Source organism: Corynebacterium lemuris, assembly GCF_024919295.1.
Classification (GTDB): Bacteria; Actinomycetota; Actinomycetes; order Mycobacteriales; family Mycobacteriaceae; genus Corynebacterium; species Corynebacterium lemuris.
In genome coordinates, this window is record NZ_JANWTC010000010.1 from 65,721 (window position 1) to 89,942 (window position 24,222).

The window sequence follows — 24,222 nt, forward strand, 5'->3', positions numbered from 1 at the left end:
GTGACGGGGGCGTCGATGCGCATCGCCCTCCGCCACCCCTGGCACGCGCTCGTCGCGGTCCTGCTCATCGCGGCACCGGTGGCATTCCTCAGCTCCGTGCTCATCCAGGAGGCCTCCCGCTCCACGGCCCATGCCCTCGCCTTCGCCCCCACCACCGCCCGTTACATCGGCGGGCAGTGCCAGCAGTCCCCTGACGGTCACATCCACGAATGCGCCGGCGAGTCCGCGGATCTCCCCCAGCAGACCCTGCTCACTGAGGCCCTGCGGGGTGAGACCTCCGCACGGCTGGTGATCAGTGGGCCCGCCGAGCTCAACTCCCCCACCGCGACGTCCCCCACTTCCCTGACCCAGGTGGACCCCGCCGTGGAGCACGCACCCCCGTCAGGGATGATCCGCCTGGTCACCTTCCAACGGGAGCAGCTGGGTCTCTCGGTCGGTGACACGGTCCTGCTCACCGTCGACGGGCGCACCCTCGGACTCCGGATCGCCGGGGACACCCCCGGTATCGAGTCATTGATCTCCCACCCCACGGTGACCGACCCGGCGGAATTCCGCCTCCCGGGCAACACCTGGGCGCTGTGGCACCTCCCGGGGGTGGTGACCTGGGATGACGTCGCCCGACTCAATCAGGTAGGTTTCGTCGTCCAGGCCGAGGAGATCGCCGGTGATCCCCCGCCCGTCCAACCGGGCTTCGCACCGCACCCCATGGGAATGATCCACGAACCCTTCTTCCTCGTGTGGGCGCTGCTGATGCTGGTGCTCGCCCTCACCATCACGCTGCTGGCAGCGCTCATCCTCTCTCCGGTGTTCACGATCACGCTGGGCCGGCAGTCCCGCGCCTTCGCGCTTCTGGCAGCACAGGGCGCCAGCCCTCGCCGGCTCCTGCGGCTGGGGCTCCTCCAGGGCCTCCTGGCCGGACTGGTGGGCGCCACCGCCGGCATGCTGGCCGGGGGCCTCTGGGCGCTGCTCTGGTGGCCGCGGCACTACCCGGACTGGCCCGTCGTGCTGTGGTCGGCATGGCTTCCCGCCCTGTGGCTCTTCGCCGTCGCCGTGGCCGCCGGTGCGGCGCTGCCCGCAGCGCGCCGGGCTGCCCGGGCAACCATAGTCAGCACCCCGGCGCGCACCCGGGATCTCCACCGGTGGATGCGGAGCGGGATGGTCCTCCTCGGCGCCTCCGCCCTCATCCTGGCCATCAGCCTCATGAGTCCGCCGCTGCCGAATTTCGAGGACCTCAGCTGGGCCTCGGCCGCTGCCGGTATCGGTGGTCTCCTCGGCTTCCTCGGCATCGTCCTGTCCGCACCCGCCATCGTGGGGCTGGTCGGCCGGCTGGTCCGCCGTCCCCTGTCCGCCCGTCTGGCGGCGCGGGACCTGGTCCAGCAGCCCGCCCGCTCCGCCTCCACGGTGGCGGCAGTGACCGCGCTGGTCACGCTGGCGACCACCATGATGGTGCAGTCGCAGGCCTACGACACCCGGGCGGCGGTCTGGGAGCAGGCAACCTACCGTCCGGGGGTCATCGCCGTGCAGGACTCCCCGCGGCTGGCGGAGGTGGTCACGGCGGTCACGGAGGTGGTCGGTCCGGTCAGCCGCACAGACGTCCACGGCCTGGGGGCCGACTGGTTGAGCCCGACACACACCTTCCTCGTGGCCGAGCCGCCGACCCGCGACCGGCCGGACATGTCTTTCTGGGTGCCTGGCCCGGCGGCCCTGTTCGACGCCAGTGTGGTCATCGCGTCGCCGGGGCTCATCGGCGCCCTGGTCACCCGGGATCCCCTCCCCCTCGGGCCCGCCATGCTCGTCCCCACCTACATCGGCCAGGAAGAGGCAACCTTCCGGCTGCACAACTACGCCGATGAACCGGTTGGTGAGGCCGCCGTCCTGCCCCTGAGCCCGATCCTGCCGGAAGGGGTGTCGGACTGGTTGCCCACCGCGGAGGCCTTCGCCCAGTTCCGGGTGGCGGAGGACTTTCTCGGTGTGCTCCTCACCGCCGGGCAGGCGGTCACTCCTGCCATGCAGGCGGAGCTGGCGGAGATCGACCCGGGCATCCGCGTACCGGGGGTTGCGCACCGGCAGAGCATCACACCGAAACTGCTGCTCACCGGCGCGGTGGTCCTCCTCGTCGGGGTGGTCCTGCTGCTGTCAGTGCGGCAGGGTCGCCGACACAACATGGTGCTGGAGGTGATCGGGGTGCCACCCCGTACCGCCCGGGCCGTCGCCGCCTGGTCCGGAGCTCTACTCACCCTGTCGGGCGCGGCACCGGGTCTGCTGGTGGGGCACCTCGGGGCGCTGCTCATCTCCCGGCAGACGCTGACCTACGTCGGCGTCGACTGGTGGCTGGTGCCGGCACTGCTAGTTCTCGCCCCGGCCGTGGTGGCCGCGATCGGCTGGTTCTCCGCCTTTCCGCCACCCCCGAACCACCTCCCCCAGAAGTAACATTCCGACACTTCCCCACCATATGTAACATGCCTGTGACCTGCGGGGACCAGACATGTACGTTTCGTAAACCCCCTTTTAACCTGCGCTTTCGCGTTGCTGCCCCTCTGTTGCCCCGGTAGTTTTAACTCGTCCCCGAAACGAAAAGGTAACAACGATGAAAAGAACGGGCCTCAGGACCCTCCTCGCAGCCACTGCCGTCACCACAGGGCTCAGCTCCGCGGTTCTCGCCCCTGCTGCAGGTGCGCAGGAGGCCACGTTCCAGGTGACCGAGGAAGGCGTCGAGGGCGCCGACCTCAATGACCTGATCACCGTCCTCGATGCGGTGGGCAAGCTCGCTGACACGGTCGCCGCCGACGGCTCCACCGAGAACGGGCCCACCGACCTGCAGGTCATCCTCGACCCCCTGGAGGCCCTCTCCTCGGCCATCACCCTTGTTTCCCCGGACGATCTGACCGACGTGGATCTCGGCGACGTCCTCGGCAGCATCAACAGGATGTCCCCGGTCCGCGGCCAGACCGCCGACGGCCGCACCGTCGTATTCCCCACCTCCGGACAGTTCACCTCCGGCTACGGCTCCCGCTGGGGTGCGACCCACGAGGGTATCGACATCGCCGATCCCATCGGCACCCCGGTGCTGGCGGTCATGGACGGCGAGGTCATCAACGCCGGACCGGCCGACGGTTTCGGGCAGTGGGTCCGCCTGCGCCACGATGACGGCTCCATCTCCGTCTACGGGCATGTCCACACAATCGACGTCTCCGTCGGCCAGCGCGTCAACGCCGGCGACCAGATCGCCACCATCGGCAACGAGGGCCACTCCACCGGCCCCCACCTGCACTTCGAGATCCGTCCCGACGGCAACGGCCCGACAGACCCCGTCAGCTGGTTCGCCAGCCAGGGCATCAATGTCAGCTAGCTAGAGCTTCTCCATCGGTACCCCGCCGATGAGCATCAGCCGCACCTTGCCGGAGGAACCGAAGTCGATTGTCACGGTGGCACGCGCCCCGGAACCGTCGGAGGTGATGACCGTGCCCAGCCCGTATTTATCGTGGTTGACCCGGTCGCCCACCGTCAGCTGGAGGTTGTTGTTGCTGCTGCGGGCCTTCGGCAGGTCCGGCCGCCGCGGCGGGGTGCGCCGCTGCGTCGGCTGGCCCCAGGAACCCGCACCGGAAGCGGACCACGACTGCTCCGGCTCCTCCCGGCGCCAGTCGACCAGATCCTCCGGCACCTCACCGAGGAAGCGGCTCGGCGGGTTGGTCACCGCATTGCCCCAGGAAGAGCGCAGCATCGCCCGGGTGATGTAGAGCTGCTCCCGGGCGCGGGTGATACCCACGTACGCCAGGCGACGCTCCTCGGCCAGTTCCTTCGGGTCGCCCAGAGCGCGCAGGTGCGGGAACTGCCCGTCCTCCCATCCGGTGAGGAAGACGACCGGGAACTCCAGGCCCTTGGCCGTGTGCAGGGTCATGAGCGTGACCACGCCCTGCTCGTTGTCGGGGAGCTGGTCCGCATCAGCCACCAGCGAGACCTTCTCCAGGAAGGCCTGCAGGGAACCCGGCGCGGCCTCGCCTTCCTCAAGCTGGAACTCGCCGCCGTCCATTTCCTCGTAGGCGACCTGGTTGGCCGCCTCGGAGGAGAATTCCCGGGCGACCGAGACCAGCTCGTTGAGGTTGTCCAGGCGCGCGCCGTCCTGCGGGTCGTTGCTGGCCTCCAGCTCGGCACGGTAGCCGGTGATGTCCAGCACCCGGGAGATGAGCTCGCCGAGGTCCGGCATGCCGGTGACCTCATTGACCATGGCGGGCATCTCGGCGCGCAGGGTGTCCATCATGTCGATGAATTTCGCCACGGCGTTGCGCCCGCGCGCGCCGAGGAGATCGACTTTGTCGGCGGCGGCGTCGATAAGCGCGGCGCCGAAGGAGACGGCGTTGTTCCCGGCGTGCAGCGCGATGAAGGCCTGTGCACGGTCGCCGATGCCGCGGCGCGGGGTGTTGATGATCCGGCGCAGGCTGACCGTGTCGTCGGGGTTCTCCAGGATACGCAGGTAGGCGACGATGTCGCGGATCTCGCGGCGCTCGTAGAAGCGGGTGCCGCCGACCACCTTGTAGGGGATCCCGGCGCGGATGAACACGTCCTCCAGCGCGCGGGAGGCGTTGTTGGTGCGGTACATCACCGCGACGTCGGAGTAGGTGGCCCCCTTGTCGACGACCGCGTCGATCTCGCCTGCGATGAAACGCGCCTCGTCGTGCTCGTTGTCCGCGACGTAGCCGATGATCCGCCGGCCCTCGCCGTGGGCGGTCCACAGCTTCTTCTCCCGGCGGCCGTCGTTACGCGAGATCACGGCGTTGGCGGCGTTGAGGATCGTCTGCGTCGAGCGGTAGTTCTGCTCCAGCAGGATGGTGCGGGCCTGCGGGTAGTCGCGCTCGAATTCCTCGATGTTGCGGATCGTCGCCCCACGGAAGGCGTAGATCGACTGGTCGGAATCACCCACCACGCACAACTCCGGGGCGTCCTGCCCCTTACCCACCAGCGTGGCGATGAGCATGTACTGGGCATGGTTGGTGTCCTGGTACTCGTCGATGAGCACATGACGGAAGCGACGGCGGTAGTGGTCGGTGACCTGCGGGTGCTCCTGGAAGATGCGCACCACCTCACCGATGAGGTCATCGAAGTCCACGGCGTTGGCCGCCCGCAGACGCCGCTGGTAGTCACCGAAGACCTGCGCCACGGTCAACTCGAAGGGGTTGCGTGTGGCCTCGGCCTCCGCGAGCGCATCCTCCGGGGTGATGAGTTCGTTCTTCAGGTTGGAGATCGCGTTGCCCAGGACCCGGGCGGTGAATTTCTTCAGGTCCAGGTTGTGGTCCTTCGCGATCATCGACAGCAGACGGCGGGAATCATCCGAGTCGTAGATGGTGAAGTTCGTGTTCAACCCCGGCACGAGCTGTGCCTGCTGGCGGAGGATGCGCACGCATACCGAGTGGAAGGTGGCCACCCACATCCGTTCGGCGATCGCGCCGACCAGACCGGAGACGCGTTCACGCATCTCGGCGGCGGCCTTGTTGGTGAAGGTGATGGCGAGGATCTGCCAGGGCGCCACCCCGCGGTTCTGCATGAGGTGGGCGATCCGCCGGGTGAGCACCGCGGTCTTGCCGGAGCCGGCACCTGCGACGATGAGCAGGGGGGAACCGGAGTGTTCGACGGCGGCCTTCTGCTGCTCATTGAGGCCCAGGGTGAGATCGGTGGAGATGGACTGCTGCATGCTTAACAACCTACTAGCCCGACCCGACATGACCCCCGTGGCACAATAGTGCCCATGACTGACGCTGCTGAACCCCAGTTCGAGATCCGCATGCCCTCCGGCACCGACGACCCCCTGTCCGATGCGGAGATCCAGCAGTACCGGCAGGAGATCGACCGGCTCAACCGGGTCATCCTCGACGCTGTGAAGCGTCGCACCGAAGTCGCCCAGGCCATCGGCAAGACCCGCATGGGCTCCGGCGGCACCCGCCTGGTGCACACCCGCGAACTGGCGATCATCAACCAGTTCCGCGCGGAACTCGGTCCCGAGGGCCCGGAGATCGCCAACGCGCTGCTGCGTCTGGGGCGCGGCCGGCTTGGCTGAGTGGCCCACCCTGCTGGTGACCACATGGTTCGTCGCTGAGCCATCGCTCACCGACGACGCCCACCAGCTCTACACCGCCCGCGTCGGTGCCATCCCGCCGGAGGCGGCCGAGGTGCATTTCATCTCTGCGTCGCCGGTATCTGCAGAGGACCCCCATCTGCTGGCCATGCTGCGGGAGACCGCCTCATACGAAGGACTGGATCCGGCACGGCTGGAACTCTTCACGCTGCGGTGCGCGCTGACCTTCGACCCCGCCTGTGAAGATGAGGTCCACCAGCAGCTGTTCTTCTGCGGCCCGACGGAACGCGACCCGTTCCCCGGTTTCCAGTCCCATGAGGTCCTCCGGCTGCTGCGGAGCTGAGCTACTGTTCCGTGGAGTCGAGGACGACCTCGAACTCCAGCAGTTCAGCGCCGCTGGCCACCGGCTGACGCTTCTCACCACTGTGGGCACTGTGGGCGTTGCGGGCGTCTCCGTCGCGCCAGGCTACGTAGGACTCCTCGTCAGCCCAGCGGGTGACCACGAAGTAACGGTCCTCCCCTGCGACGGGGCGCAGGAGCTGGAAACCCTCGAAACCGGGTGAGGAGTCGACGGCCTGCTTGCGGGCGGCGAAACGGGCCTCGAGTTCGGGGCCGGCGCCCTCGGGGACGGTGATTGCGTTGATCTTGACGATGCTCATGTCACCCATTGTGCCTGCTTCCCGGGCGGACGTGGGGTTTCTTCACTACATTCAGGAGGAACATAAAAGAGATCTGAACCGATGAGGAGCCCCCACATGGTCGACATCACCACCTCCGCCGAATGGAAGAACCTGGAGACCGTCTTCGAACGGAGCCAGGCCACGACGTTGCGCGAGCTGTTCGCCGGGGATTCGCAGCGTGCGGAGAAGTACACTTTCGACGCCGCCGGTCTGCGCGTGGACCTGTCGAAGAACCTGGTGGACGACGAGATCCTGCGTTCCCTGGTCGCACTGGCCAAGGAGGCGCAGGTCTCCGGGGCAATCGAGAAGATGTTCACCGGCGCGCACATCAACAACACCGAGGACCGCGCTGTGCTGCACACCGCGCTGCGCCTGCCGGTGGCGGAGGACCTCAGTGTCGACGGCCAGGATATCGCGGCGGACGTCCACGAGGTGCTCGGCCGGATGCGTGACTTCGCCTCCGCCCTGCGTTCGGGCAACTGGCTGGGCCACACGGGCCACACCATCAAGAAGATCGTCAACATTGGCATCGGCGGCTCCGACCTGGGCCCGGCCATGGCGACCAAGGCCCTGCGCTCCTACGCCACCGCCGGCATCACCGCCGAGTTCGTCTCCAATGTGGACCCGGCCGACATGGCCGCCACCCTCGAGGACCTCGACCCGGGCTCCACCCTCTTCGTCATCGCCTCGAAGACCTTCACCACCCAGGAGACCCTGGCCAACGCCCACGCTGCGAAGCGCTGGCTGCTCGAGGCCTTCGAGGGGGACGAACGGGCCGTCGCGAAGCACTTCGTCGCGGTGTCCACCAACGCGGAGAAGGTCGCCGAATTCGGCATCGACACCGCCAACATGTTCGGCTTCTGGGACTGGGTCGGCGGGCGCTACTCCGTCGACTCCGCCATCGGCCTGTCGCTCATGGCCGTCATCGGCCCCATGGACTTCATGCGCTTCCTCGAGGGTTTCCGCGCCATGGACGAGCATTTCCGCGCCACCCCCTTCGAGCACAACATCCCCGTCCTCATGGCACTGCTGGGCGTCTGGTACACCAACTTCCACGGCTTCGAGACCCATGCGGTGCTCCCCTACTCCCAGGACCTGGCGCGTTTCCCCGCTTACCTGCAGCAGCTGACCATGGAGTCCAACGGCAAGTCCGTCCGCCACGACGGCTCCGCTGTCTCCTGCGCCACCGGCGAGATCTACTGGGGTGAGCCGGGCACCAACGGACAGCACGCCTTCTACCAGCTCATGCACCAGGGCACCCGCACCGTCCCGGCCGATTTCATCGGTTTCGCCCGCCCCAAGGAGGACCTGCCCACCGCCAGTGGCGAAGGCTCCATGCACGACCTGCTCATGGGCAACCTCTTCGCGCAGGCCAAGGTGCTGGCCTTCGGCAAGACCGCTGAAGAGATCACCGCGGAAGGCGTGGCAGCGGAGCTCGTGGCCCACAAGGTCATGCCGGGCAACCGTCCCAGCACAACGATCCTGGCGCAGGAGCTGACCCCCGCGGTGCTCGGCGCGCTTATCGCGCTCTATGAGCACATCACCTTCGTGCAGGGCGTGATCTGGGGCATCAACTCCTTCGACCAGTGGGGCGTGGAGCTGGGCAAGCAGCAGGCCAGCCAGCTCGCCGCAGCTGTCTCCGGCGCCGAGGAGTCCGATTCCGGTGACTCCTCCACCGACGCACTGATCAGCTGGTACCGGGCCCAGCGGTAGGACGGCGTCGATAAGCCCGACCCGCAGCCCCCGGGGCGGCTAAAGTCTTCAGCATGGGCGACGCAGTTTCCAAGGACACCTACACCCCGCAGCAGCGCACGAAATACCGTCAGCAGCTGATGAACGACCTGGAGGTTTTCGACCAGCACCTGCAGAAGGCCGAGTTCGGCAACCGCGGGACCATCGGTCTGGAACTCGAGCTCAACCTCGTCGACGAGGACATGCAGCCCCTGCGCAAGGGCACCGAGGTCCTCGAGCTGCTCGGCGGGGAGTACCAGTCCGAGATCGGCCTGCACAACGTCGAACTCAACCACCCGCCTCTGACCGTCGCGGGTGATGGACTGCGCCAACTCCACGAGGGCATCACCGCGCGTGTCACCGAGGTGCGGCAGGCCGCCGAACAGGTGGGCGCCCGGATAGCGATGATCGGCACCCTGCCGACCATCACCCCCGAGTTCCTCGCCGAAGACGGCTGGATGACCCCGGAGAACCGCTACCGCGCACTCAACAACGCCATCATGCAGAGTCGTGGCGAACTGGTGCACATCGACTTCGCCAACGAGGAGGAGTTCCGCCACGAATTCGAGGACATCTCCCCCGAATCGACATGCACCTCCATGCAGCTGCACCTGCAGGTGCCCCCGAACCGTTTCGCCAGCGCCTGGAACGCCTCGCAGGCCATGGCCGCCGTCCAGGTCGCCCTCAGCGCCAACTCCCCGCTGTTCCTCGGCCGGAAACTCTGGCACGAATCCCGGGTGCCGGTCTTCCAGCAGTCCATAGACACCCGCACCCCCGAACTCGTCGCCCAGGGTGTGCGCCCCCGTGTGTGGTTCGGGGAACGGTGGATCACCAGCGTCTTCGACCTCTTCGAGGAGAACGTCCGCTACTTCTCCCCGCTCCTGCCCGAAGCACGCGAGGACTCCGGCAAGCCCATCATCGAGGGCCAGTCCCCCACCCTGCACCACCTCAACCTGCACAACGGCACCGTGTGGCGCTGGAACCGGCCCATCTACGCCCCCGGCAAGCAGCGTGCCCACATCCGTGTGGAGAACCGCATCCTGGCCGCCGGCCCCACCATCACCGACATAGTCGCTGATGCCGCCTTCTACTACGGCCTGGTCAAATACCTCGCTGAGGAGACACGCCCCGTCTGGTCGCGGCTGCCCTTCGAGACCGCCGAACAGAACTTCACCTACGGCGCCCGCGCCGGCATGTTCGCCCGCCTCGACTGGCCCACCCTCGGGCGTATCGACGTCGCCACCCTCGTCCAGGACCATCTCCTCGACCAGGCCTGCGAGGGGCTCCGCGCCCTCGACGTCGATGAAGACCTGATCACCTACTATCTGGACATCGTCCGCCAGCGCGCCCGCACCCGCCAGAACGGCGCCATGTGGCAGCTGCGCACCCTCAAGGCGCTCACTCCGACGGGCAGCAAGCCGAACTCCCCGGAACGGCGCGCCGCTCTGGCCGAGATGCTGCGCCTCTACCTGGCCCACCAGGCCACCGAGGAACCGGTGCACACCTGGAAAATTGGCGGCTGAGTTCGATCATCTGCTGGGGCACCGTTTCCTGATAAATGGAAATGGTGCCCGTTTTCATTAAATAAATACCCCCTGAACTGCCCGTTCACCGTCGGTTGACCCCGGAGTTCACCCCCGTGTCAGGTGCATGGTCTAGCGTCGGAATCGAACGGATAAGCGACGGATGTTCGACAGGGGGTGAGACAGGATGCAACCGTCATGGAGTGTGCTCAACGAGGCCGACCCGCACGCGGTGGCACGCACCATCCACACCGCCGGCAACTACCGGTTCTGGCGCGCCATCCAACCCGCCCCCGAACAGCTGGACACCGTCGACTGGACCACCCTGCTCGCCGGTCTCACCCGCTCCACCGGCATCGACGCCACACGCATCACCGCCTGTCTCGACGCGCTGACCACCCTGGACCAGCTGCCCATGCTCAAAGAAGTGGTTGAGGAGACCTGGGTACTCGACATCGACCACCTGCGCGTCATCGACCGCGCCGCCACCCGCGCACCCGTGCGCCTGCAGGACGACCTCTACTTCTGGGAGGCCCTCGACCACGCCCTGGTCGAACGCCTGCTGGCCCCCAGAAGAGCCCATCAGCTGCTGCCGACACCTCAGACCATCCGGCAGGTCGTGGCCACCACCATCACCACCGTGGTGACCCACGATGACCACCCCGCCTGGCCCCCGGTCCCGGAACCCGACCCACCACCTGAGGCACTGGAGGGGGATCCGGAGGACAACCCGGGGGAGGGCAGCAACGACGCCAGCGACGATAACGGTCAGGACGGGGCCGAGGAGACCGATGCCCCGACCGGTCCGCAGCCGTGCCTCGACCCGGCAGAACTCATGCGTTCCCTGCCGCCCCTGGGCGATACCCCGGCACCGGGGTTGTGGATCGACACCGAGGACAACGCCACCCTCCGCTTCGAGTTGTCGGTGGATCAGGCCACCGGCACCCTGATCCGGGATGCGGTGTGGCAGGTCGCCAAGGCCGCTGATGTCAGCCAGGCAAAGGCGATGGTCATGCTCATCCTCGGGCAGACCACCACCAGTGTCACCACGCACCTGTACACCGTCCGTGATGTGGCCGGTGCCCCGGTGTTCCACCCCCTGGCAGGCATGCTCACCGCGCAGGCAGCCACCCGTCTGCTGGACATCTCTGAGCGCACCACGGACATGGATGCTGCTGCCACCGCAGTCACACCGGCCTATACCCCGACACCTGTGATCCGGGCCTACCTCGTCGGGAGGGACTGGTGCTGCCGCTGGCCCGGTTGCTCCACACCCGCGGTCGCCAGCGATAACGACCACCGCATCAACCACCACGACGGTGGGCCCACCACACCGGGGAACATGGTGATGCTGTGCCGGCACCACCACAACCGGAAAACTGATGCCCAGGCCCAGTACCTGCTTGATCCGGTGACCGGGGATGTGTTCTGGTTGTTCGCGGACGGGACGTGGGCGGTGGATCATGCGCAGGGGCCCCTGGCGCCGGTGGAGAAACGCTGGGTGCAGACCTATGTGCAGCGCCGGAAACGCCGGGCGGAGCGGGCAGCAGCGAGGGCCGCAGCACAGGAATTCGCTACCTATCAGGAAGGGGCTGAGGCCCGGGCGGAGGCCCACGCCCGGCTGGAGGAGGCCGTGGCACAGGCCGAGACCAGCAACGGCCCCGACCCACCGGAGGACACCGATCCGGACCGGGCACCACCCGACGACCAACCGACCGAGTCCGATCCCCCGCCGTTCTAGGGCTTACTCCACGTCAGAGTATGGCGGAAGCCCTCCCGGCGGCGGGTCCTCAGTCCTGGCATCACCTCGGACCCGACCTGGCCAATCTCCGCGAGACTCAGCGAGGGCTCGACGATCCTGGCATGGGACGGGGCTGCTTTCCCTTACGTGATCAGGCCGATAAGAGGATTCGCCACGACGTTACCTACTGCCCAGGCCCAGTCCATCAGGCTCCTGGGGCGTGCCAATCCCACACAGAGGAAACGTCCGCCGGGGTTCAGCAGGTCCGCCACATGCTCAAGAGCAGACCGGAGGGGCAGATGGTGGAGGACCGCGAGCAGGGTTATCAGGTCGGCACGTTCCTGGACAGCCAACGCTTCGGAGACGAGAAGCCGGGTGTTGGCGGGCACCGCCACGTCCTGAATGATGGCTGGGTCCGAGTCCACACCGGTCACCGCCTCGAAGCAGGAGGTGAGCTGGCGGACCAGATGGTCTGAACCGCAGCCGAGGTCGAGGGCATGGGAGCGGGCGTCGGGAAGCGAGCGCAGCACTCAACCGTGGAAATGACCGTTGTGGCTCCAGGTAGTGGGGCTCAGAGTTTCACCATGGGCTCGTAGCCGTAGGGGATGCGGTCGGAGGGGACGATCTCCCTGCCGAAGGGGAAACAGGTCACCGGGATCATCTTGATGTTCGCCCATGCCAGGGGGATGCCGATGATGCTGGCTGCCTGGACAGCGGCGGTGCCGATGTGTCCCAGCGCCAGCCACAGGCCGGCCACCAGGAACCAGATGATGTTGCTCAAGGTGGACAGCCCGCCGACCCCGCCCACGGGCTGGACGACGGAACGTCCGAAGGGGGCGAGGGCGTAGTTGGCCATCCGGAAGGAGGCGATACCGGCCGGGATGGTCACCACCAGGAGGCAGGCCAGGAGGCCGAAGAGGAGGTAACCGGCGGCAAGGAGGAAACCGCCGGTGATGAACCAGATGATGTTGAGCAACAGCTTCACAGTCCCCAATGTAGTGAAGAGCCGCGACCTTCGTCAGTCACGGACGTAGCATGGTTTCATGGACGAAAACCTGCGGCTGTCTGATAATGAGCGGCTCACCGCCATGAGTTCGCTGGCGTCCCACTTCACGGAGGGGCGTCTCGACGCCACCGAGTTCGACGACCGTTCCCTCGCCATCACCCAGGCGAAGACGAGGGGTGATCTTCGTCCCTTTTTCCAGGATCTTCCGGGGCAGCTGGAGCAGGCGCTGACGGAGAATCACGGGGTCGTCGAGAAGCGGAGTGAGGAGCGCGAGCTCGCGCAGCTGAAGAAGTCAGGGAAGCGGGTGGAGAGCCTGACCGGCCTCATCTTCACGCTGACGCTGGTGACCTTCCTTGTGCTGACCTTCGTGTTCAGTGCCAGCTGGGCATGGATGGTGTGGTTGACGCTGTTCGTCACGATGCCCCTGCCTCGTATGATCCACGGTTTCTCGGATGCGGACGAGAAAGCCTACAAGGAGCTGAAAGAAGCTGAGGAACTCGCCCGGAAGGAGCGGTTGCGTCGGGCCACGCAGCGGATGAAGGAGCTGGAGCAGGAGTAACGTGCCACGCATGTTCAACTCTGTCGTCGAATGGGTCGTCTCCCTCATGGAGATTCTCGGGGCACCGGGGGTCGGTATCGCGATCCTCCTCGAGAACCTCTTCCCGCCCATCCCCTCCGAGGTGGTGCTGCCGCTGGCCGGTTTCACCGCCTCCCGCGGCGAGCTCAACATCTGGGCCGCCTTCATCTGGGCCACGGCAGGTTCGGTGGTCGGTGCCTATCTGCTGTACTGGCTGGGTGCGGCGATCGGGGCGGAGCGGCTCCGGCAGATCGCCGACCGGATGTGGCTGGTTGAGCCGGAGGACGTGGACAAGTCCCTGCGGTGGTTCACGAAATACGGCAAGACCTCGGTGTTCTTCGGCCGGCTGGTGCCGGGCATCCGTTCGTTGATCTCCATCCCTGCGGGCATCGACCGGATGAACCCGGTGGTCTTCGGCCTGATGACGTTGGCCGGCTCCGCATTATGGAACGCCCTGCTGCTGGCAGCCGGGGTGTGGCTGGGTGACCGCTACCACCTGGTGGAGTCCGTCATCGACGAGTACTCCACGGTGGTCTACATCATCGTCGGTATCGTTGTCCTCGTGGTGCTGGTCCAGTTGATACGACGGGCACGGCGACGAAGTCAGGCGCGGCAGGTTGGCACGAGGGGCACCACCAGATGATCCGCTCCCCCAGCATGGCCCGCTGAATCGGGGTGCCGCACCGCCGGCATGGCCGTCTGTGGCGGCCGAATACCCAGGTGGTCTCCCCGGCGCGGCGGATACCGGTGGTCACGCGCACGGGGGCGTCGCGGTTGGCCCACATGATCCGCCGGGTCACGTCGAGCACGTGATCCACATCGACCTCCCCGACGGGCCGGGCGGGGTGGATGCCGCAGAGGAAACAGATCTCGGCGCGGTACTCGTTGCCCACGCCGGCAAGGTTGTACTGGTCGAGCAGGGCCTCGCCGATGCTGCGCTGCGGCACCGCGCTCACCCGCCGGTGGGCCTCCGCCCGGTCCCAGTCAGGGGCCAGGACATCGGGGCCGAGACGGCTGATCTGCTCGTGGTAGCGGTCGAGGGGGAATACCCGGACCAGGCCGAGGGAGTGTCCGACGACCTCGATGGGCTTCGGGTCGGACAGCTGGAGCACGACGCGGGCGGTGTGGCCGGGTTTGCGCCAGCGGTCGCCGACGCGGTGGAGCGCCCAGGTGCCCTCCATCTTCAGATGGGTGTGCAGGATGCGGTCACCGAACTGCATGAACAGGTGTTTTCCGTAGGGCCACACGCGGTCAACGGTCTCGCCGGTGAAGCTGACGGTGGCGACGGAGGGCACGCGCAGTGAGGTGTGGAGGACCTCCCGGCCGGTCATGATCTGCAGGCGCCGGGAGAGCTGGAGGACGGAATCACCTTCGGGCACGCCCTTCAGGCTACTGCCACGAGGCACGATCCCGGAACCGTCATCCCCCGAGCTTCCCTTCTGCCGGTTCCGGGGCCGTGCCTCGTGGCGATCATTTCCCCCGATCGGAATTATCAGACGAGACTTCTGATCGCGCCACCGCAGCTATGCCCACTGTAGTGGTCGGAAGGGGGTGACCTGGGCTTATTCGTCGTTGAAGCTCAGATTCCCGATCACATCCGTCACCCGTCTCCCCTTTCCGGGGGCACGCGGCGGGGCGCTGCGCCCGCCGATCCGCACGCCCCGCGGGCTTATCGACGCCCCCGCCTCCCGCAGCACGCCCAGCAGCGGCGAGTCGAAGGCGGAGACGCCGTTGATCCTCTCCACTGTCAGTGGCTGGTCCACGGTGGCGGCCAGGGCCTGGACCACGAGGTCGGTGTTGACGTCATCGAAGAGGGTGAGGGTGCGCCCGCCGCGGGTGACGTGGGCCAGCAGCAGCCCGTCGGCAAGCACGACGAGCGCCCCGGCGGCGCGGTTGGGTCCGGTCTCCGGCCAGGGCAGGGCCGCACCGTAGGGGTTGGCGGGGTCGGCGGCGGCGAGGACGTGGACGTCCGGGTCCTGCAGGTCGGGCGGGAAACCGCCGTTGTCCATGCCGCGGAGCCGGTCGATGACCGCGGGGGTGGAGAACTGGGAGGCACCGAGTCCTTCCACGAGGTAGCCGCGCATCGCCTTGCCGGATTCCTCGAAACCGCTGAGTACCTTGTACGCCAGGGCGAAACCGCCGAGGACGTCCTCGGCGACGACGCTGCCGCGGGTGACCACGCCGTAGCGGTCCAGCCAGGTCTCCCCCTGGACCACGGAGCGGACCGTGGCCTCCGTGCTGGCGGGCACGGTCAGGGCCCAGCGTCCGCCCATGTCCAGGGGTGGGCCGTGGCGCAGGCGGGAGCGGTTGGGCCGGCGGCGGGCCCGGTGGGCGGTGGTGCCACCGGTGGTGGCCAGGCGGGCACGGACCGGGGCGAAGCTGTCGGGACTGACCAGGCCGGCGTCGACCAACCCCCAGACCGCCTCCCGCAGCTCGGCGGAGGTGACCAGATCGGTCAGTTCCCGCTGCAGGTCAGCGAAGAGGAAACCGCCGCCGCGGCGGAGGATCTCCACGACGCGTTCCTGGATGAAGGTCAACCCCGTGGCCTCCACCTCGGGGACGAGCTCAGCGGCGTAATCGGCAGGCAGGAGCATGATCCACGGGTCGCGGGCCGCTGCGGTACCCGCCCCGGCGATGAGGATCTCCCCGGAGGAGGTGAGTTCGTCGAGGAAGAGCGGGGAATAGTCCGCGACCCGGGAGGGCAGGACGACCGATTCCCAGGCACTGGCGGGCAGGCGGGCCCCGGCGAGCTGCTCCAGGACGGTGAACACTCCGTCGGCACCGCGCAGGGTGGGCCGCTGCCCCACCGGGGCGACCTGCTGCCAGTCGACGAGGAAACGCGCGTAGGCGGACTGCGACACCGGCTGGGTGGCGGCCCGGGCGGCGGCCAGCGAGCGGCGGCGGATGATGTTGAGCACGTCCGCGGCGCAGTACTCCTGCTCCTCGATGCCCTGACGGAAACGCCCCTCGATGACGCGGGCGTCGGCAAGCAGGGGCTGGAGCGCGGAGTGCGCGGCGCTGACCGCGAGCCCGAAATCAGCCGCGAGGTCACGCAGGACGAAGGGGCCGCGCGTGCGCACCCAGCGGGAGACCAGCTGCTCCAGTGCATCGAGGATGGTGTCCACCTGCGCGGGCACCCCCGGCGGGACAGGGACACCCAGCGCATCGCGCAGCAGCGGCGCATCCGGGGTCTGGGCGAGATGTGCCCGGCCACCGATGCGGACCTCCATGATCCGGTCGCCGAGACTTTCCAGCCCGCCGGTGAAGGTGGTGTGGTGCTCCAGCTCGTCGACGGGTACGGGACCGAGGATGCGCAGGGTGTCGGCGAATTCCTCCGGGGAACGCGCCCGCCGGTCCCCGCGGCGCCGCAGCTGCTCATGGACCTCGGCGATGATCTCCGGGTCGAGCAGCTCCCGCAGCTCCACCGTGCCCAGCAGCTTGGCCAGCAGCGTCGGGTCGAGGGCCAGCGCAGCCGCGCGCTTCTCCGCCAGCGGGCTGTCACCCTCGTACATGAACGCACCGGTGTAGTTGAACAGCAGCGAGGAGGCGAAGGGGCTGGGCTGGTCGGTGGTGACCTCGGTGATGCGGATCCGGCGGGTGCCCAGGTCACGGCACACCTGGGTCAGCGCCGGCAGGTCGTAGACGTCCTGGAGGCACTCGCGGACCGTCTCCAGGATGATGGGGAAACTCGGGTACTTCCGGGCCACATCCAGCAGCTGCTCCGCACGCTGGCGCTGCTGCCACAGCGGGGCCCGTTTCCCCGGGTGGCGCCGCGGCAGGAGCAGCGCGCGGGCGGCGCACTCCCGGAACCGGGAGGCGAACAGCGCGGAGTTTCCCACCTGCTCGGTCACCAGCTCAGTGATGTCATCGGCGTCGAAGAGGAAGATCGAGGCGTCCGGCTCCACTGCCCCGTCGGGCAGCCGCAGCACGATGCCGTCGTCACCGGCGACAGCCTGGACGTCAATGTCGAAACGCGCCCCGATCGCCAGCGCCCACGCAGCGTTGACCCCGCGGCCGAAGGGTGTGTGCAACACGACCCGCCAGTCACCGAGCTCATCCCGGAACCGTTCCAGCACCAGCGTCCGCTCATCCGGGATCACACCGGTCGCCTCGTGCTGTTCCGCCAGGAAGGTCAGCAGGTTGGTCCGCGCATGATCATCCAGGTCCGCGATGCGGGACGGCTCCGCGTGGACCTCCCGGCGGTAGGCCCCCAGCGCCAGACCCAGCTCATAGGGGCGCCCGGCGGCATCCCCCGTCCAGAAGGGCAGCCGGCCGGTGTGCCCCGGCGCGGGACTGACCAGCACCTGGTCCCGGGTGATGTCCTCGATCCGCCAACTGGAGGCCCCGAGGGTGAACACGTCACCGACACGCGATTCGTAGACCATCTCCTCATCCAGCTCCCCCACCCGGCGCGGAGCTCCTTCCCCACCGAGGAGGAAGACCCCGAACATGCCGCGGTCCGGGATCGTTCCGCCGGAGATGACCGCCACCCGCTGCGCGCCGGGCCGGGCGGAGAGGATCCCGGTGACGCGGTCGAAGACCACGCGGGGGCGCAGCTCGGCGAAGTCCGTGGAGGGGTATACGCCGCTGACCAGGTCGATGACGGCGTCGAAGACGTCGCGGGCCAGCTCCCGGTAGGGCCAGGCGCGGCGCACCAGCGCGTACCATTCCTCGACGTCGAGATCCTCGACGGCGACGGCCGCCACGGTCTGCTGGGCGAGCACGTCCAGCGGGTTGGCGGGCACGTGGAGTTCCTCGATCATGCCCTGGCGCATCCGCTCGACCGTCACCGCCGACTGCACCAGGTCGGCGCGGTGCTTGGGGTGGAAGGATCCTTCGGAGACCGCGCCCACGGAGTGCCCGGCGCGGCCCACGCGCTGCAGCCCGGAGGCCACGCTCGGCGGGGATTCCACCTGGACAACCAGGTCGACCGCACCCATGTCGATGCCCAGTTCCAGGGAGCTGGTCGCCACGACGGCCTTGAGTGAGCCCTCCTTGAGCATCTGCTCCGTCAGGGCACGTTCATCCTTGGAGACTGAACCGTGGTGGGCGCGGGCGATGAGTGGCGGGGCGGCACCGGCGGTGTCGGCCGGCACCATGATCTGCGCCGGGGGCCGTCTGGTCGGCGGGGACAGCGCCTCCGGGTCGTGGATCTCGGCGTGGATCTCGTTGAGCCGGCTGGTCAGCCGCTCCGCGGAACGCCGCGAGTTGACGAAGACCAGCGTCGAGCGGTGCGCCATCACCTCCTCATAGACCTCCTGCTCGATGTAGGGCCAGATCGATTTCGGCTGCGCCGGCTCCGGGCTGAGCTGGTCATCGATGGTGGCCTCCCCGATGGTGGAACCCAGTTCTGGGACGGGCAGGTCCGACATGTCCGCCACCCCGACGCGCACCTGCAGGTCCCAGGCTTTGTCCGCGGGCGGGGCGATGATCTCCACGGGGCGGTCGCCGCCCAGGAAATTCGCCACCGTGGTCAGGGGTCGGACCGTCGCCGAGAGCCCGATGCGCTGGAAGCCACCGGTCAGCCGGGCGAGACGTTCCAGGGTCAGCGCCAGGTGCACCCCGCGTTTGGTGCCGGCCAGGGCGTGGATCTCGTCGATGATGACGGTGTCCACGGTCTTCAGGATCCCGGCGGCCTTCGACGTCATCATGAGGTAGGCCGATTCCGGGGTGGTGATGAGGATGTCCGGTGGGCGGCGCAGCTGCCGGCTGCGCTCCGCGGCAGGCGTGTCGCCGGAGCGTACCGCCACGGAGATCTCCGGCACGTCCAGGCCGAGACGTTCCGCCACGCGGCTGATACCGGTCAGCGGGGCGCGGAGGTTGTTCTCCACGTCCACGCCCAGGGCCTTCAGCGGCGATATGTAGAGGACCTTCACGCCGGCCCCGCTTGCCGACGCCCCCTCCCCCACCGGGAGCGTCAGCTGCCCCGCCCGTTCCACGAGGTTGTTCAGCGCCCACAGGAAGGCTGCGAGGGTCTTGCCGGAACCGGTGGGCGCCACCACCAGTGCGTTATCACCGTCGGAGATCGCCGACCACGCTGACTCCTGCACGGGAGTCGGCGCCGCGAAGACCTCCCCGAACCAGGTGGCCACCTGGGGGCGGAACCTGGAGAGGATGCTTTGGGTCATGCCCAACTCTACCGCGCGCGGTAAGGTCGGATTCATGACAGCTCACCTGGATGACGCCCGGCTCACCCACATGCTCGCGCAGGGCACGGGGGAGATTCTCAAGGGGGTCCGCAACGTCGGTGCACTGCGGGGGCGCAACCTCGGCGATGCCGGTGATGAACTCGCCCAGAACTGGATCGCGCGTGTCCTGCGTCAGCACCGCCCGGACGATGGTTTCCTCTCCGAGGAGATGGCGGACACCCCGGAGCGGCTGGACAAGGACCGGGTGTGGATCATCGACCCGTTGGACGGCACCAAGGAGTTCGCCACCGGGCGCCAGGACTGGGCGGTGCATATCGCCCTCGTCGAGAAGGGGCGGCCCACCCACGCTGCCGTCGCGCTGCCGGATCTGGGTGTGGTCTTCAGCTCCGCCGAATCCCGGGCGGTGACCGGTCCGTATGCGAAGAAGCTGGCCATCTCCCACAACCGGCCCCCGCAGGTGGCCCTCCACATCGCGGAGCAGCTCGCTTTCGAGACGGCCGCCATCGGTTCCGCCGGTGCCAAGGCCATGCACGTCCTGCTCGGGGACTACGACGCCTACATCCACGCCGGTGGCCAGTATGAATGGGACTCCGCCGCCCCGGTGGGCGTGGCCAAGGCCGCGGGGTTACACTGCTCCCGCCTCGACGGTACCGAGCTGACGTACAACAACCGCGACACCTACATGCCGGACATTCTCATCTGTCGCCCGGAGTTGGCCGGGGACATCCTCGCGATGGCGGCGGCTTTCAAGGAGGAGAACGGTCGCTACTAAGGTGGCTGGCATGACTGTCTCCATCCCCACGCCCTACGAAGACCTCCTCCGCGAGATCCTCGAGGAGGGCGCACCCAAGGGCGACCGCACCGGGACCGGCACCCTCAGTGTGTTCGGCCGGCAGCTGCGCTACAACCTGGCCGATTCCTTCCCGCTGCTCACCACCAAGAAAGTCCACCTCCACGCCGTGGTCGGCGAGCTGCTGTGGTTCCTGCGCGGTGACTCCAACATCACCTGGCTGCAGGACCACAACGTCCGTATCTGGAACGAGTGGGCCGACGCCGACGGTGAACTCGGCCCCGTCTACGGCGTGCAGTGGCGTTCCTGGCCCACCCCCGACGGCGCCCACATCGACCAGATCGCCGGCGCCCTGGAAACTCTGCGCTCCAACCCCGATTCCCGCCGCAACGTCGTCTCCGCCTGGAATGTCTCCGAGCTGGACAAGATGGCCCTGCTCCCCTGTCACCTGCTGTTCCAGCTCTATGTCGTGGACGGGCGCCTCTCGCTGCAGGTCTACCAGCGTTCCGCGGACATGTTCCTCGGGGTGCCCTTCAACATCGCCTCCTACGCACTGCTGGCCCATATGTTCGCCCAGCAGGCGGGTCTGGAGGTCGGCGAACTGATCTGGACCGGCGGCGACTGCCACATCTACAACGACCACCTGGAACAGGTCCGTGAGCAGCTCTCCCGGGATCCCCGCCCCTACCCGCAGCTGAACCTGCGCAAGGCGGAGAGCATTTTCGACTACGGCTTCGACGACATCGAGGTGGCCGGTTACGACCCGCACCCGACAATCCGGGGCAGGGTCTCGGTCTGATGTCCATGCTCGGCGCCATCTGGGCGCAGTCCCTCGACGGCATCATCGGCGACGGGGCCGGGATGCCCTGGCACGTCCCCGAAGATCTCGCCCACTTCCGGGAGGTGACCCAGGGCCATCCCGTCATCATGGGCCGGCGCACCTGGCTGAGCCTGCCGGAGAAGTTCCGCCCCCTGCCGAAGCGGGAGAACTTCATCCTGTGCAGCCGGGAGGCCGGCGACTGGTCCTACGGCGGCAAGGTGGTCAACGACCTGCCCGAGTTCATCGACGCCCCCGAGGTCTGGATCATGGGCGGCGGCCAGCTCTACGCCGCCACCATCGACGAGGTCGACGTCCTCGAGGTCACCCTCATCGGGGCGCACCTCGGTGATGTTCTCGGTGACCGCGCGGTCCACGCCCCCGCCATCCCCCACGAATTCGGTCTGGTCACCGACACCGGCTGGCTGGATTCCGAGGAGGGCCACCTTGTCGTCGGCGATGGTCCCAGCGACCTGCCCCTGAGGTACCGTTTCCTGCGGTACGAGAGAAAGGAGGCCGCATGACGGCCGAAAACAACCACATCACGATCTACGCCACCACCTGGTGCCCCTACTGCACCAACCTGATCAAGCGTCTGGACCGCACCGAAACCCCCTACGCGGTGGTCGACGTGGAGGAGGACGCCGAGGCCGCGTCCTGGGTGGAGTCCGTCAACGACGGCAACCGGGTGGTGCCGACCGTGCAGTACTCCGACGGCACCCACGCCACCAACCCGGAGGCATCCGCCGTGCGCCGCAAGCTGGAGGAGCTCATCGCCAGCGCAGGTGACTAGTCCTCGTCGTCGTCCTCTTCACCGAAGAGGGCGAGCATGTCCTGCGGAGACAGCGAGGTGTTCAGGCCGGCCAGCTCCAGGGAGTAGACCTGCTTGAGGTAGTGCTCGAGGACCTCGGAGAGCTGCTTGGCGTCAACCTTGTTGAGCAGCAGCAGCCGCTTGGATGAACCACCCGGCAGCTGCTTGTCGATGGACAGCACCGGGACACCATCCTTGGTCACGATCTCGGCGACGATGTCCCGTCGCTGGACGTCGATGAAGGTCGGCTCGTTCTGGGCCACGGTTGTGGTCCTTTCTGGCTGGAACAGTATAGGTACCTCTCAGGATAGTTGGGCCGGGTCCGGTTACCGACACCCGCCCCACGTGCGGTACTCTTGTCGACGTTGCCCCAGTAGCTCAGTGGATAGAGCACCGCTCTCCTAAAGCGGGTGTCGGAGGTTCGATTCCTCTCTGGGGCGCAGAAAAAATACCCTCTGATCTGCAGCGATGCTGATCAGAGGGTTCTTTTTTCCCGTGCCCGGGGCCGCACTCCCATGAGCGGACGGACCCGCAGCATTGGTATGGACAGGAACCAGCCATGACGCAGTTCCGAACCCAGCCCATCCCCGATCCTCTGGCGCCACCCCTGTCCGGTTGATAACGTGACGGATGTTGTTTATGTGACTGCTGTTCATCAATCGGGAGAATTTCTGTGTCCATCACCCCCTCCATGAATCGCCGTGGATTCCTGCGCGCCGCCGCTGTCGCGGTGGCCGCCGGTGCCGTCGGTGCCACCCTGCCCAAGGCACACGCCCTGGGCCCCGTCCTCGGTACCGTCATCGACTACTCGGCGGCAGCCCCCGGAGCCGCCGACATCAAGGCAGCGGGCCACCTGGGTGCCGTCCGCTACGTCTCCGGCCGCCGCCCCGGCGCCGAGTGGATGCTGGGCAAGCCCGTCACCGCCTCGGAGACGCAGGACTTCGCCAACCACGGCCTGACCGTCGCCTCGGTCTACCAGTACGGCAAGGACGTCACGGCGGACTGGAAGCAGGGTGCGGCGGGCGTCGTGACGCACGCCCCGCAGGCGATCGCCTACCACCGGGCAGCGGGCGGTCCGACCGGCCGACCGATCTACATCGCCATCGACGACAACCCCACCCGCGCCCAGTACGACAACCAGATCCGCCCCTACCTGCAGGCCTTCCAGGCGGCGCTGCAGGCCGCCGGATACCAGACCGGCGTGTACGGCAACTACAACGTCGTGGACTGGGCGGTCGCCGACGGCCTCGGCCAGTACTTCTGGATGCACAACTGGGGCTCCGGCGGCCGGATCCACCCGCGCACCACCCTGCACCAGGTCCGCATCGACAAGGACCGGATCGGCGGCGTCGGTATCGACATCAACAACGTCTACGCGCACGACTGGGGTCAGTGGACCCCGGATCAGGCTGCGCCCGGCCAGGCGCAGATCCAGCAGGGCGTCGACGCCCTCAGGAACCTGTCGACCCAGTAGCTGCCGCAACCTCGTCGGCCAGCTGGGCCTCGACGAGTTCCGTGAGATCGTCGGCGCTGCCCGTCACCGCGGCAGCGACGACGAAATTCTCCCCGAAGGACACCGAGGAGTGCAGCTCCCGGCTGTTCGACCATCCCCACTTGCTGCCGATCACCCCGGGCAGCACCGAGGTCCCGAAATCCTGGCCGTAGCCGTCGGCGGCGATGGGGGTCGCCTCCGCCATGGCAACCAGGATCGGGTGCATGGGGTCCTTCTCCATGAGCTGGACGATGAAGTCCACCACGTCATAGGTCGACGTGACCGATTGTCCCCACTGGTCGTGCGCGCGGGTGGACAGCAGCCCGTACTCCCGGGCGACCTCCCCGATCGACTCAGGGTACTTCCGGTACAGCTCCCCTGCCGTCCGGTCATCGGAGGAGCTGATCATGTCGATCGCAGCGTACTGCTCGGCGAACGTGCCGTGCTCGATGACGTACTCGGCTATGTAGAGCTTGATCAGGCTCAACGCGGGCCGGGCGAAGCGTTCCGTGGCGGTGCCCGTGCGGTGGCCGTCGGAGAGCCGGTGGAAGCTGATCTGGGAGCCTGTGGAGTTCTCCACGAAGGGTGCCAGCTCGGTTCCCGGGGCGGTCACCGGCCGGAGCCCCTCCTGCTTCTCGACGCCCGCCGGACGCACCGTCTCCCCCGCCTCGTGGCGGCCGAGCCAGACGACGAGAGGGATGGCGACGGTGATCGCGACGGCGAGCGCGGCCACCGCCGCGGGGAAGGTCCGCACGACAGCTGAAGTTCCTGGCACATCCAAAATAATAGCGCCGCCCCCACGGTGACCGTGGGGGCGGCGCTGGTGCAGCGAGAGCTA

Annotated in this window: 22 protein-coding genes and 1 tRNA gene; 15 read left to right on the forward strand and 8 right to left on the reverse strand. The window is 67.7% G+C overall.

Features of this window, described 5'->3' with window-relative positions; translation table 11 throughout:
* The first annotated feature begins 15 nt into the window (after positions 1-15).
* Together NYP18_RS12345 and NYP18_RS12350 are read left to right on the forward strand one after the other, a co-directional pair.
* Positions 16-2,430, forward strand: a complete 2,415-nt coding sequence (locus tag NYP18_RS12345) for an FtsX-like permease family protein (protein WP_259428504.1) — start codon at positions 16-18, stop codon at positions 2,428-2,430.
* Positions 2,431-2,587: 157 nt separating this feature from the next.
* Positions 2,588-3,349, forward strand: coding sequence for a M23 family metallopeptidase (locus NYP18_RS12350; RefSeq protein WP_259428505.1), 762 nt, complete (start codon positions 2,588-2,590; stop codon positions 3,347-3,349).
* Here the strand turns inward: NYP18_RS12350 and pcrA are convergent, their stop codons facing one another.
* Positions 3,350-5,686: a DNA helicase PcrA gene (gene pcrA, locus NYP18_RS12355; RefSeq protein WP_259428506.1), complete on the reverse strand. Its 2,337-nt coding sequence runs from the start codon at positions 5,684-5,686 to the stop codon at positions 3,350-3,352. It lies immediately after the preceding gene.
* Positions 5,687-5,740: 54 nt separating this feature from the next.
* Between pcrA and NYP18_RS12360 the strand changes: the two genes are divergently transcribed.
* Together NYP18_RS12360 and NYP18_RS12365 are read left to right on the forward strand one after the other, a co-directional pair.
* Positions 5,741-6,049 carry a chorismate mutase gene (locus NYP18_RS12360; RefSeq protein WP_259428507.1) on the forward strand — a complete coding sequence of 103 codons (309 nt, stop codon included), beginning with the start codon at positions 5,741-5,743 and terminating at the stop codon, positions 6,047-6,049.
* Complete coding sequence (locus NYP18_RS12365) at positions 6,042-6,410, forward strand: hypothetical protein (RefSeq protein ID WP_259428508.1); 369 nt, start codon at positions 6,042-6,044, stop codon at positions 6,408-6,410. The genes NYP18_RS12360 and NYP18_RS12365 overlap by 8 nt, the downstream gene beginning before the upstream one ends.
* Position 6,411: 1 nt before the next feature.
* Here NYP18_RS12365 and NYP18_RS12370 read toward each other — a convergent pair whose 3' ends face one another.
* A complete protein-coding gene (locus tag NYP18_RS12370; protein ID WP_259428509.1) occupies positions 6,412-6,726 on the reverse strand; it encodes an antibiotic biosynthesis monooxygenase family protein in 315 nt (104 codons plus the stop codon).
* Positions 6,727-6,822: 96 nt separating this feature from the next.
* On the opposite strand from NYP18_RS12370, the gene pgi reads away from it, so the two are divergent.
* The 3 genes from pgi to NYP18_RS12385 all read left to right on the forward strand — a co-directional run bounded on the left by pgi (position 6,823) and on the right by NYP18_RS12385 (position 11,742).
* Positions 6,823-8,460: a glucose-6-phosphate isomerase gene (gene pgi, locus NYP18_RS12375; RefSeq protein ID WP_259428510.1), complete on the forward strand. Its 1,638-nt coding sequence runs from the start codon at positions 6,823-6,825 to the stop codon at positions 8,458-8,460.
* Positions 8,461-8,513: 53 nt separating this feature from the next.
* The gene (locus NYP18_RS12380; RefSeq protein WP_259428511.1) at positions 8,514-10,001 is read left to right on the forward strand and encodes a glutamate-cysteine ligase family protein; all 1,488 of its coding nucleotides are present in this window, start codon (positions 8,514-8,516) and stop codon (positions 9,999-10,001) included.
* 187 nt (positions 10,002-10,188) lie between these two features.
* Entirely contained in the window at positions 10,189-11,742 is a 1,554-nt protein-coding gene (locus tag NYP18_RS12385) for an HNH endonuclease signature motif containing protein (protein WP_259428512.1), read from the forward strand.
* Between the two features lie 143 nt (positions 11,743-11,885).
* Here the strand turns inward: NYP18_RS12385 and NYP18_RS12390 are convergent, their stop codons facing one another.
* Together NYP18_RS12390 and NYP18_RS12395 are read right to left on the reverse strand one after the other, a co-directional pair.
* Complete coding sequence (locus tag NYP18_RS12390; RefSeq protein WP_259428513.1) at positions 11,886-12,272, reverse strand: class I SAM-dependent methyltransferase; 387 nt, start codon at positions 12,270-12,272, stop codon at positions 11,886-11,888.
* A gap of 41 nt (positions 12,273-12,313) precedes the next feature.
* Positions 12,314-12,727: a YccF domain-containing protein gene (locus tag NYP18_RS12395; protein WP_259428514.1), complete on the reverse strand. Its 414-nt coding sequence runs from the start codon at positions 12,725-12,727 to the stop codon at positions 12,314-12,316.
* Positions 12,728-12,785: 58 nt separating this feature from the next.
* On the opposite strand from NYP18_RS12395, the gene NYP18_RS12400 reads away from it, so the two are divergent.
* Both NYP18_RS12400 and NYP18_RS12405 read left to right on the forward strand, forming a co-directional pair.
* A complete protein-coding gene (locus NYP18_RS12400) occupies positions 12,786-13,307 on the forward strand; it encodes a DUF1707 SHOCT-like domain-containing protein (RefSeq protein ID WP_259428516.1) in 522 nt (173 codons plus the stop codon).
* 10 nt (positions 13,308-13,317) lie between these two features.
* Positions 13,318-13,968 (forward strand): DedA family protein, encoded by a 651-nt coding sequence (locus tag NYP18_RS12405; RefSeq protein WP_259428517.1) that lies wholly within the window; start codon positions 13,318-13,320, stop codon positions 13,966-13,968.
* On the opposite strand, the gene NYP18_RS12410 is transcribed toward NYP18_RS12405, so the two are convergent.
* On the reverse strand, positions 13,865-14,704 hold the full coding sequence (locus NYP18_RS12410; protein ID WP_259428518.1) for a DNA-formamidopyrimidine glycosylase family protein: 840 nt from the start codon (positions 14,702-14,704) through the stop codon (positions 13,865-13,867). The genes NYP18_RS12405 and NYP18_RS12410 overlap by 104 nt on opposite strands.
* Before the next feature lie 183 nt (positions 14,705-14,887).
* Positions 14,888-19,453 (reverse strand): ATP-dependent helicase, encoded by a 4,566-nt coding sequence (locus NYP18_RS12415; protein WP_259428520.1) that lies wholly within the window; start codon positions 19,451-19,453, stop codon positions 14,888-14,890.
* Between the two features lie 34 nt (positions 19,454-19,487).
* Here NYP18_RS12415 and NYP18_RS12420 point away from each other — a divergent pair, with 34 nt between their 5' ends.
* From NYP18_RS12420 to NYP18_RS12435, 4 genes are read left to right on the forward strand one after another with little or no spacing between them, the layout of a single operon-like run.
* Positions 19,488-20,246, forward strand: coding sequence for a 3'(2'),5'-bisphosphate nucleotidase CysQ (locus tag NYP18_RS12420; RefSeq protein WP_259428521.1), 759 nt, complete (start codon positions 19,488-19,490; stop codon positions 20,244-20,246).
* Between the two features lie 10 nt (positions 20,247-20,256).
* A complete protein-coding gene (locus NYP18_RS12425) occupies positions 20,257-21,063 on the forward strand; it encodes a thymidylate synthase (RefSeq protein ID WP_259428522.1) in 807 nt (268 codons plus the stop codon).
* 5 nt (positions 21,064-21,068) lie between these two features.
* Positions 21,069-21,605, forward strand: coding sequence for a dihydrofolate reductase (locus NYP18_RS12430; RefSeq protein ID WP_259428552.1), 537 nt, complete (start codon positions 21,069-21,071; stop codon positions 21,603-21,605).
* Positions 21,602-21,874: a mycoredoxin gene (locus tag NYP18_RS12435; protein ID WP_259428524.1), complete on the forward strand. Its 273-nt coding sequence runs from the start codon at positions 21,602-21,604 to the stop codon at positions 21,872-21,874. The genes NYP18_RS12430 and NYP18_RS12435 overlap by 4 nt, the downstream gene beginning before the upstream one ends.
* Here NYP18_RS12435 and NYP18_RS12440 read toward each other — a convergent pair.
* Positions 21,871-22,155: a cg0963 family protein gene (locus NYP18_RS12440; protein ID WP_259428525.1), complete on the reverse strand. Its 285-nt coding sequence runs from the start codon at positions 22,153-22,155 to the stop codon at positions 21,871-21,873. The two genes, NYP18_RS12435 and NYP18_RS12440, sit on opposite strands and share 4 nt — an antisense overlap.
* A gap of 104 nt (positions 22,156-22,259) precedes the next feature.
* On the opposite strand from NYP18_RS12440, the gene NYP18_RS12445 reads away from it, so the two are divergent.
* Positions 22,260-22,332 (forward strand) — tRNA-Arg (locus tag NYP18_RS12445).
* Between the two features lie 251 nt (positions 22,333-22,583).
* Positions 22,584-23,366, forward strand: a complete 783-nt coding sequence (locus NYP18_RS12450; RefSeq protein WP_259428553.1) for a DUF1906 domain-containing protein — start codon at positions 22,584-22,586, stop codon at positions 23,364-23,366.
* On the opposite strand, the gene NYP18_RS12455 is transcribed toward NYP18_RS12450, so the two are convergent.
* Entirely contained in the window at positions 23,344-23,997 is a 654-nt protein-coding gene (locus tag NYP18_RS12455; protein WP_259428554.1) for a hypothetical protein, read from the reverse strand. The genes NYP18_RS12450 and NYP18_RS12455 overlap by 23 nt on opposite strands.
* Between the last annotated feature and the right edge of the window lie 225 nt (positions 23,998-24,222).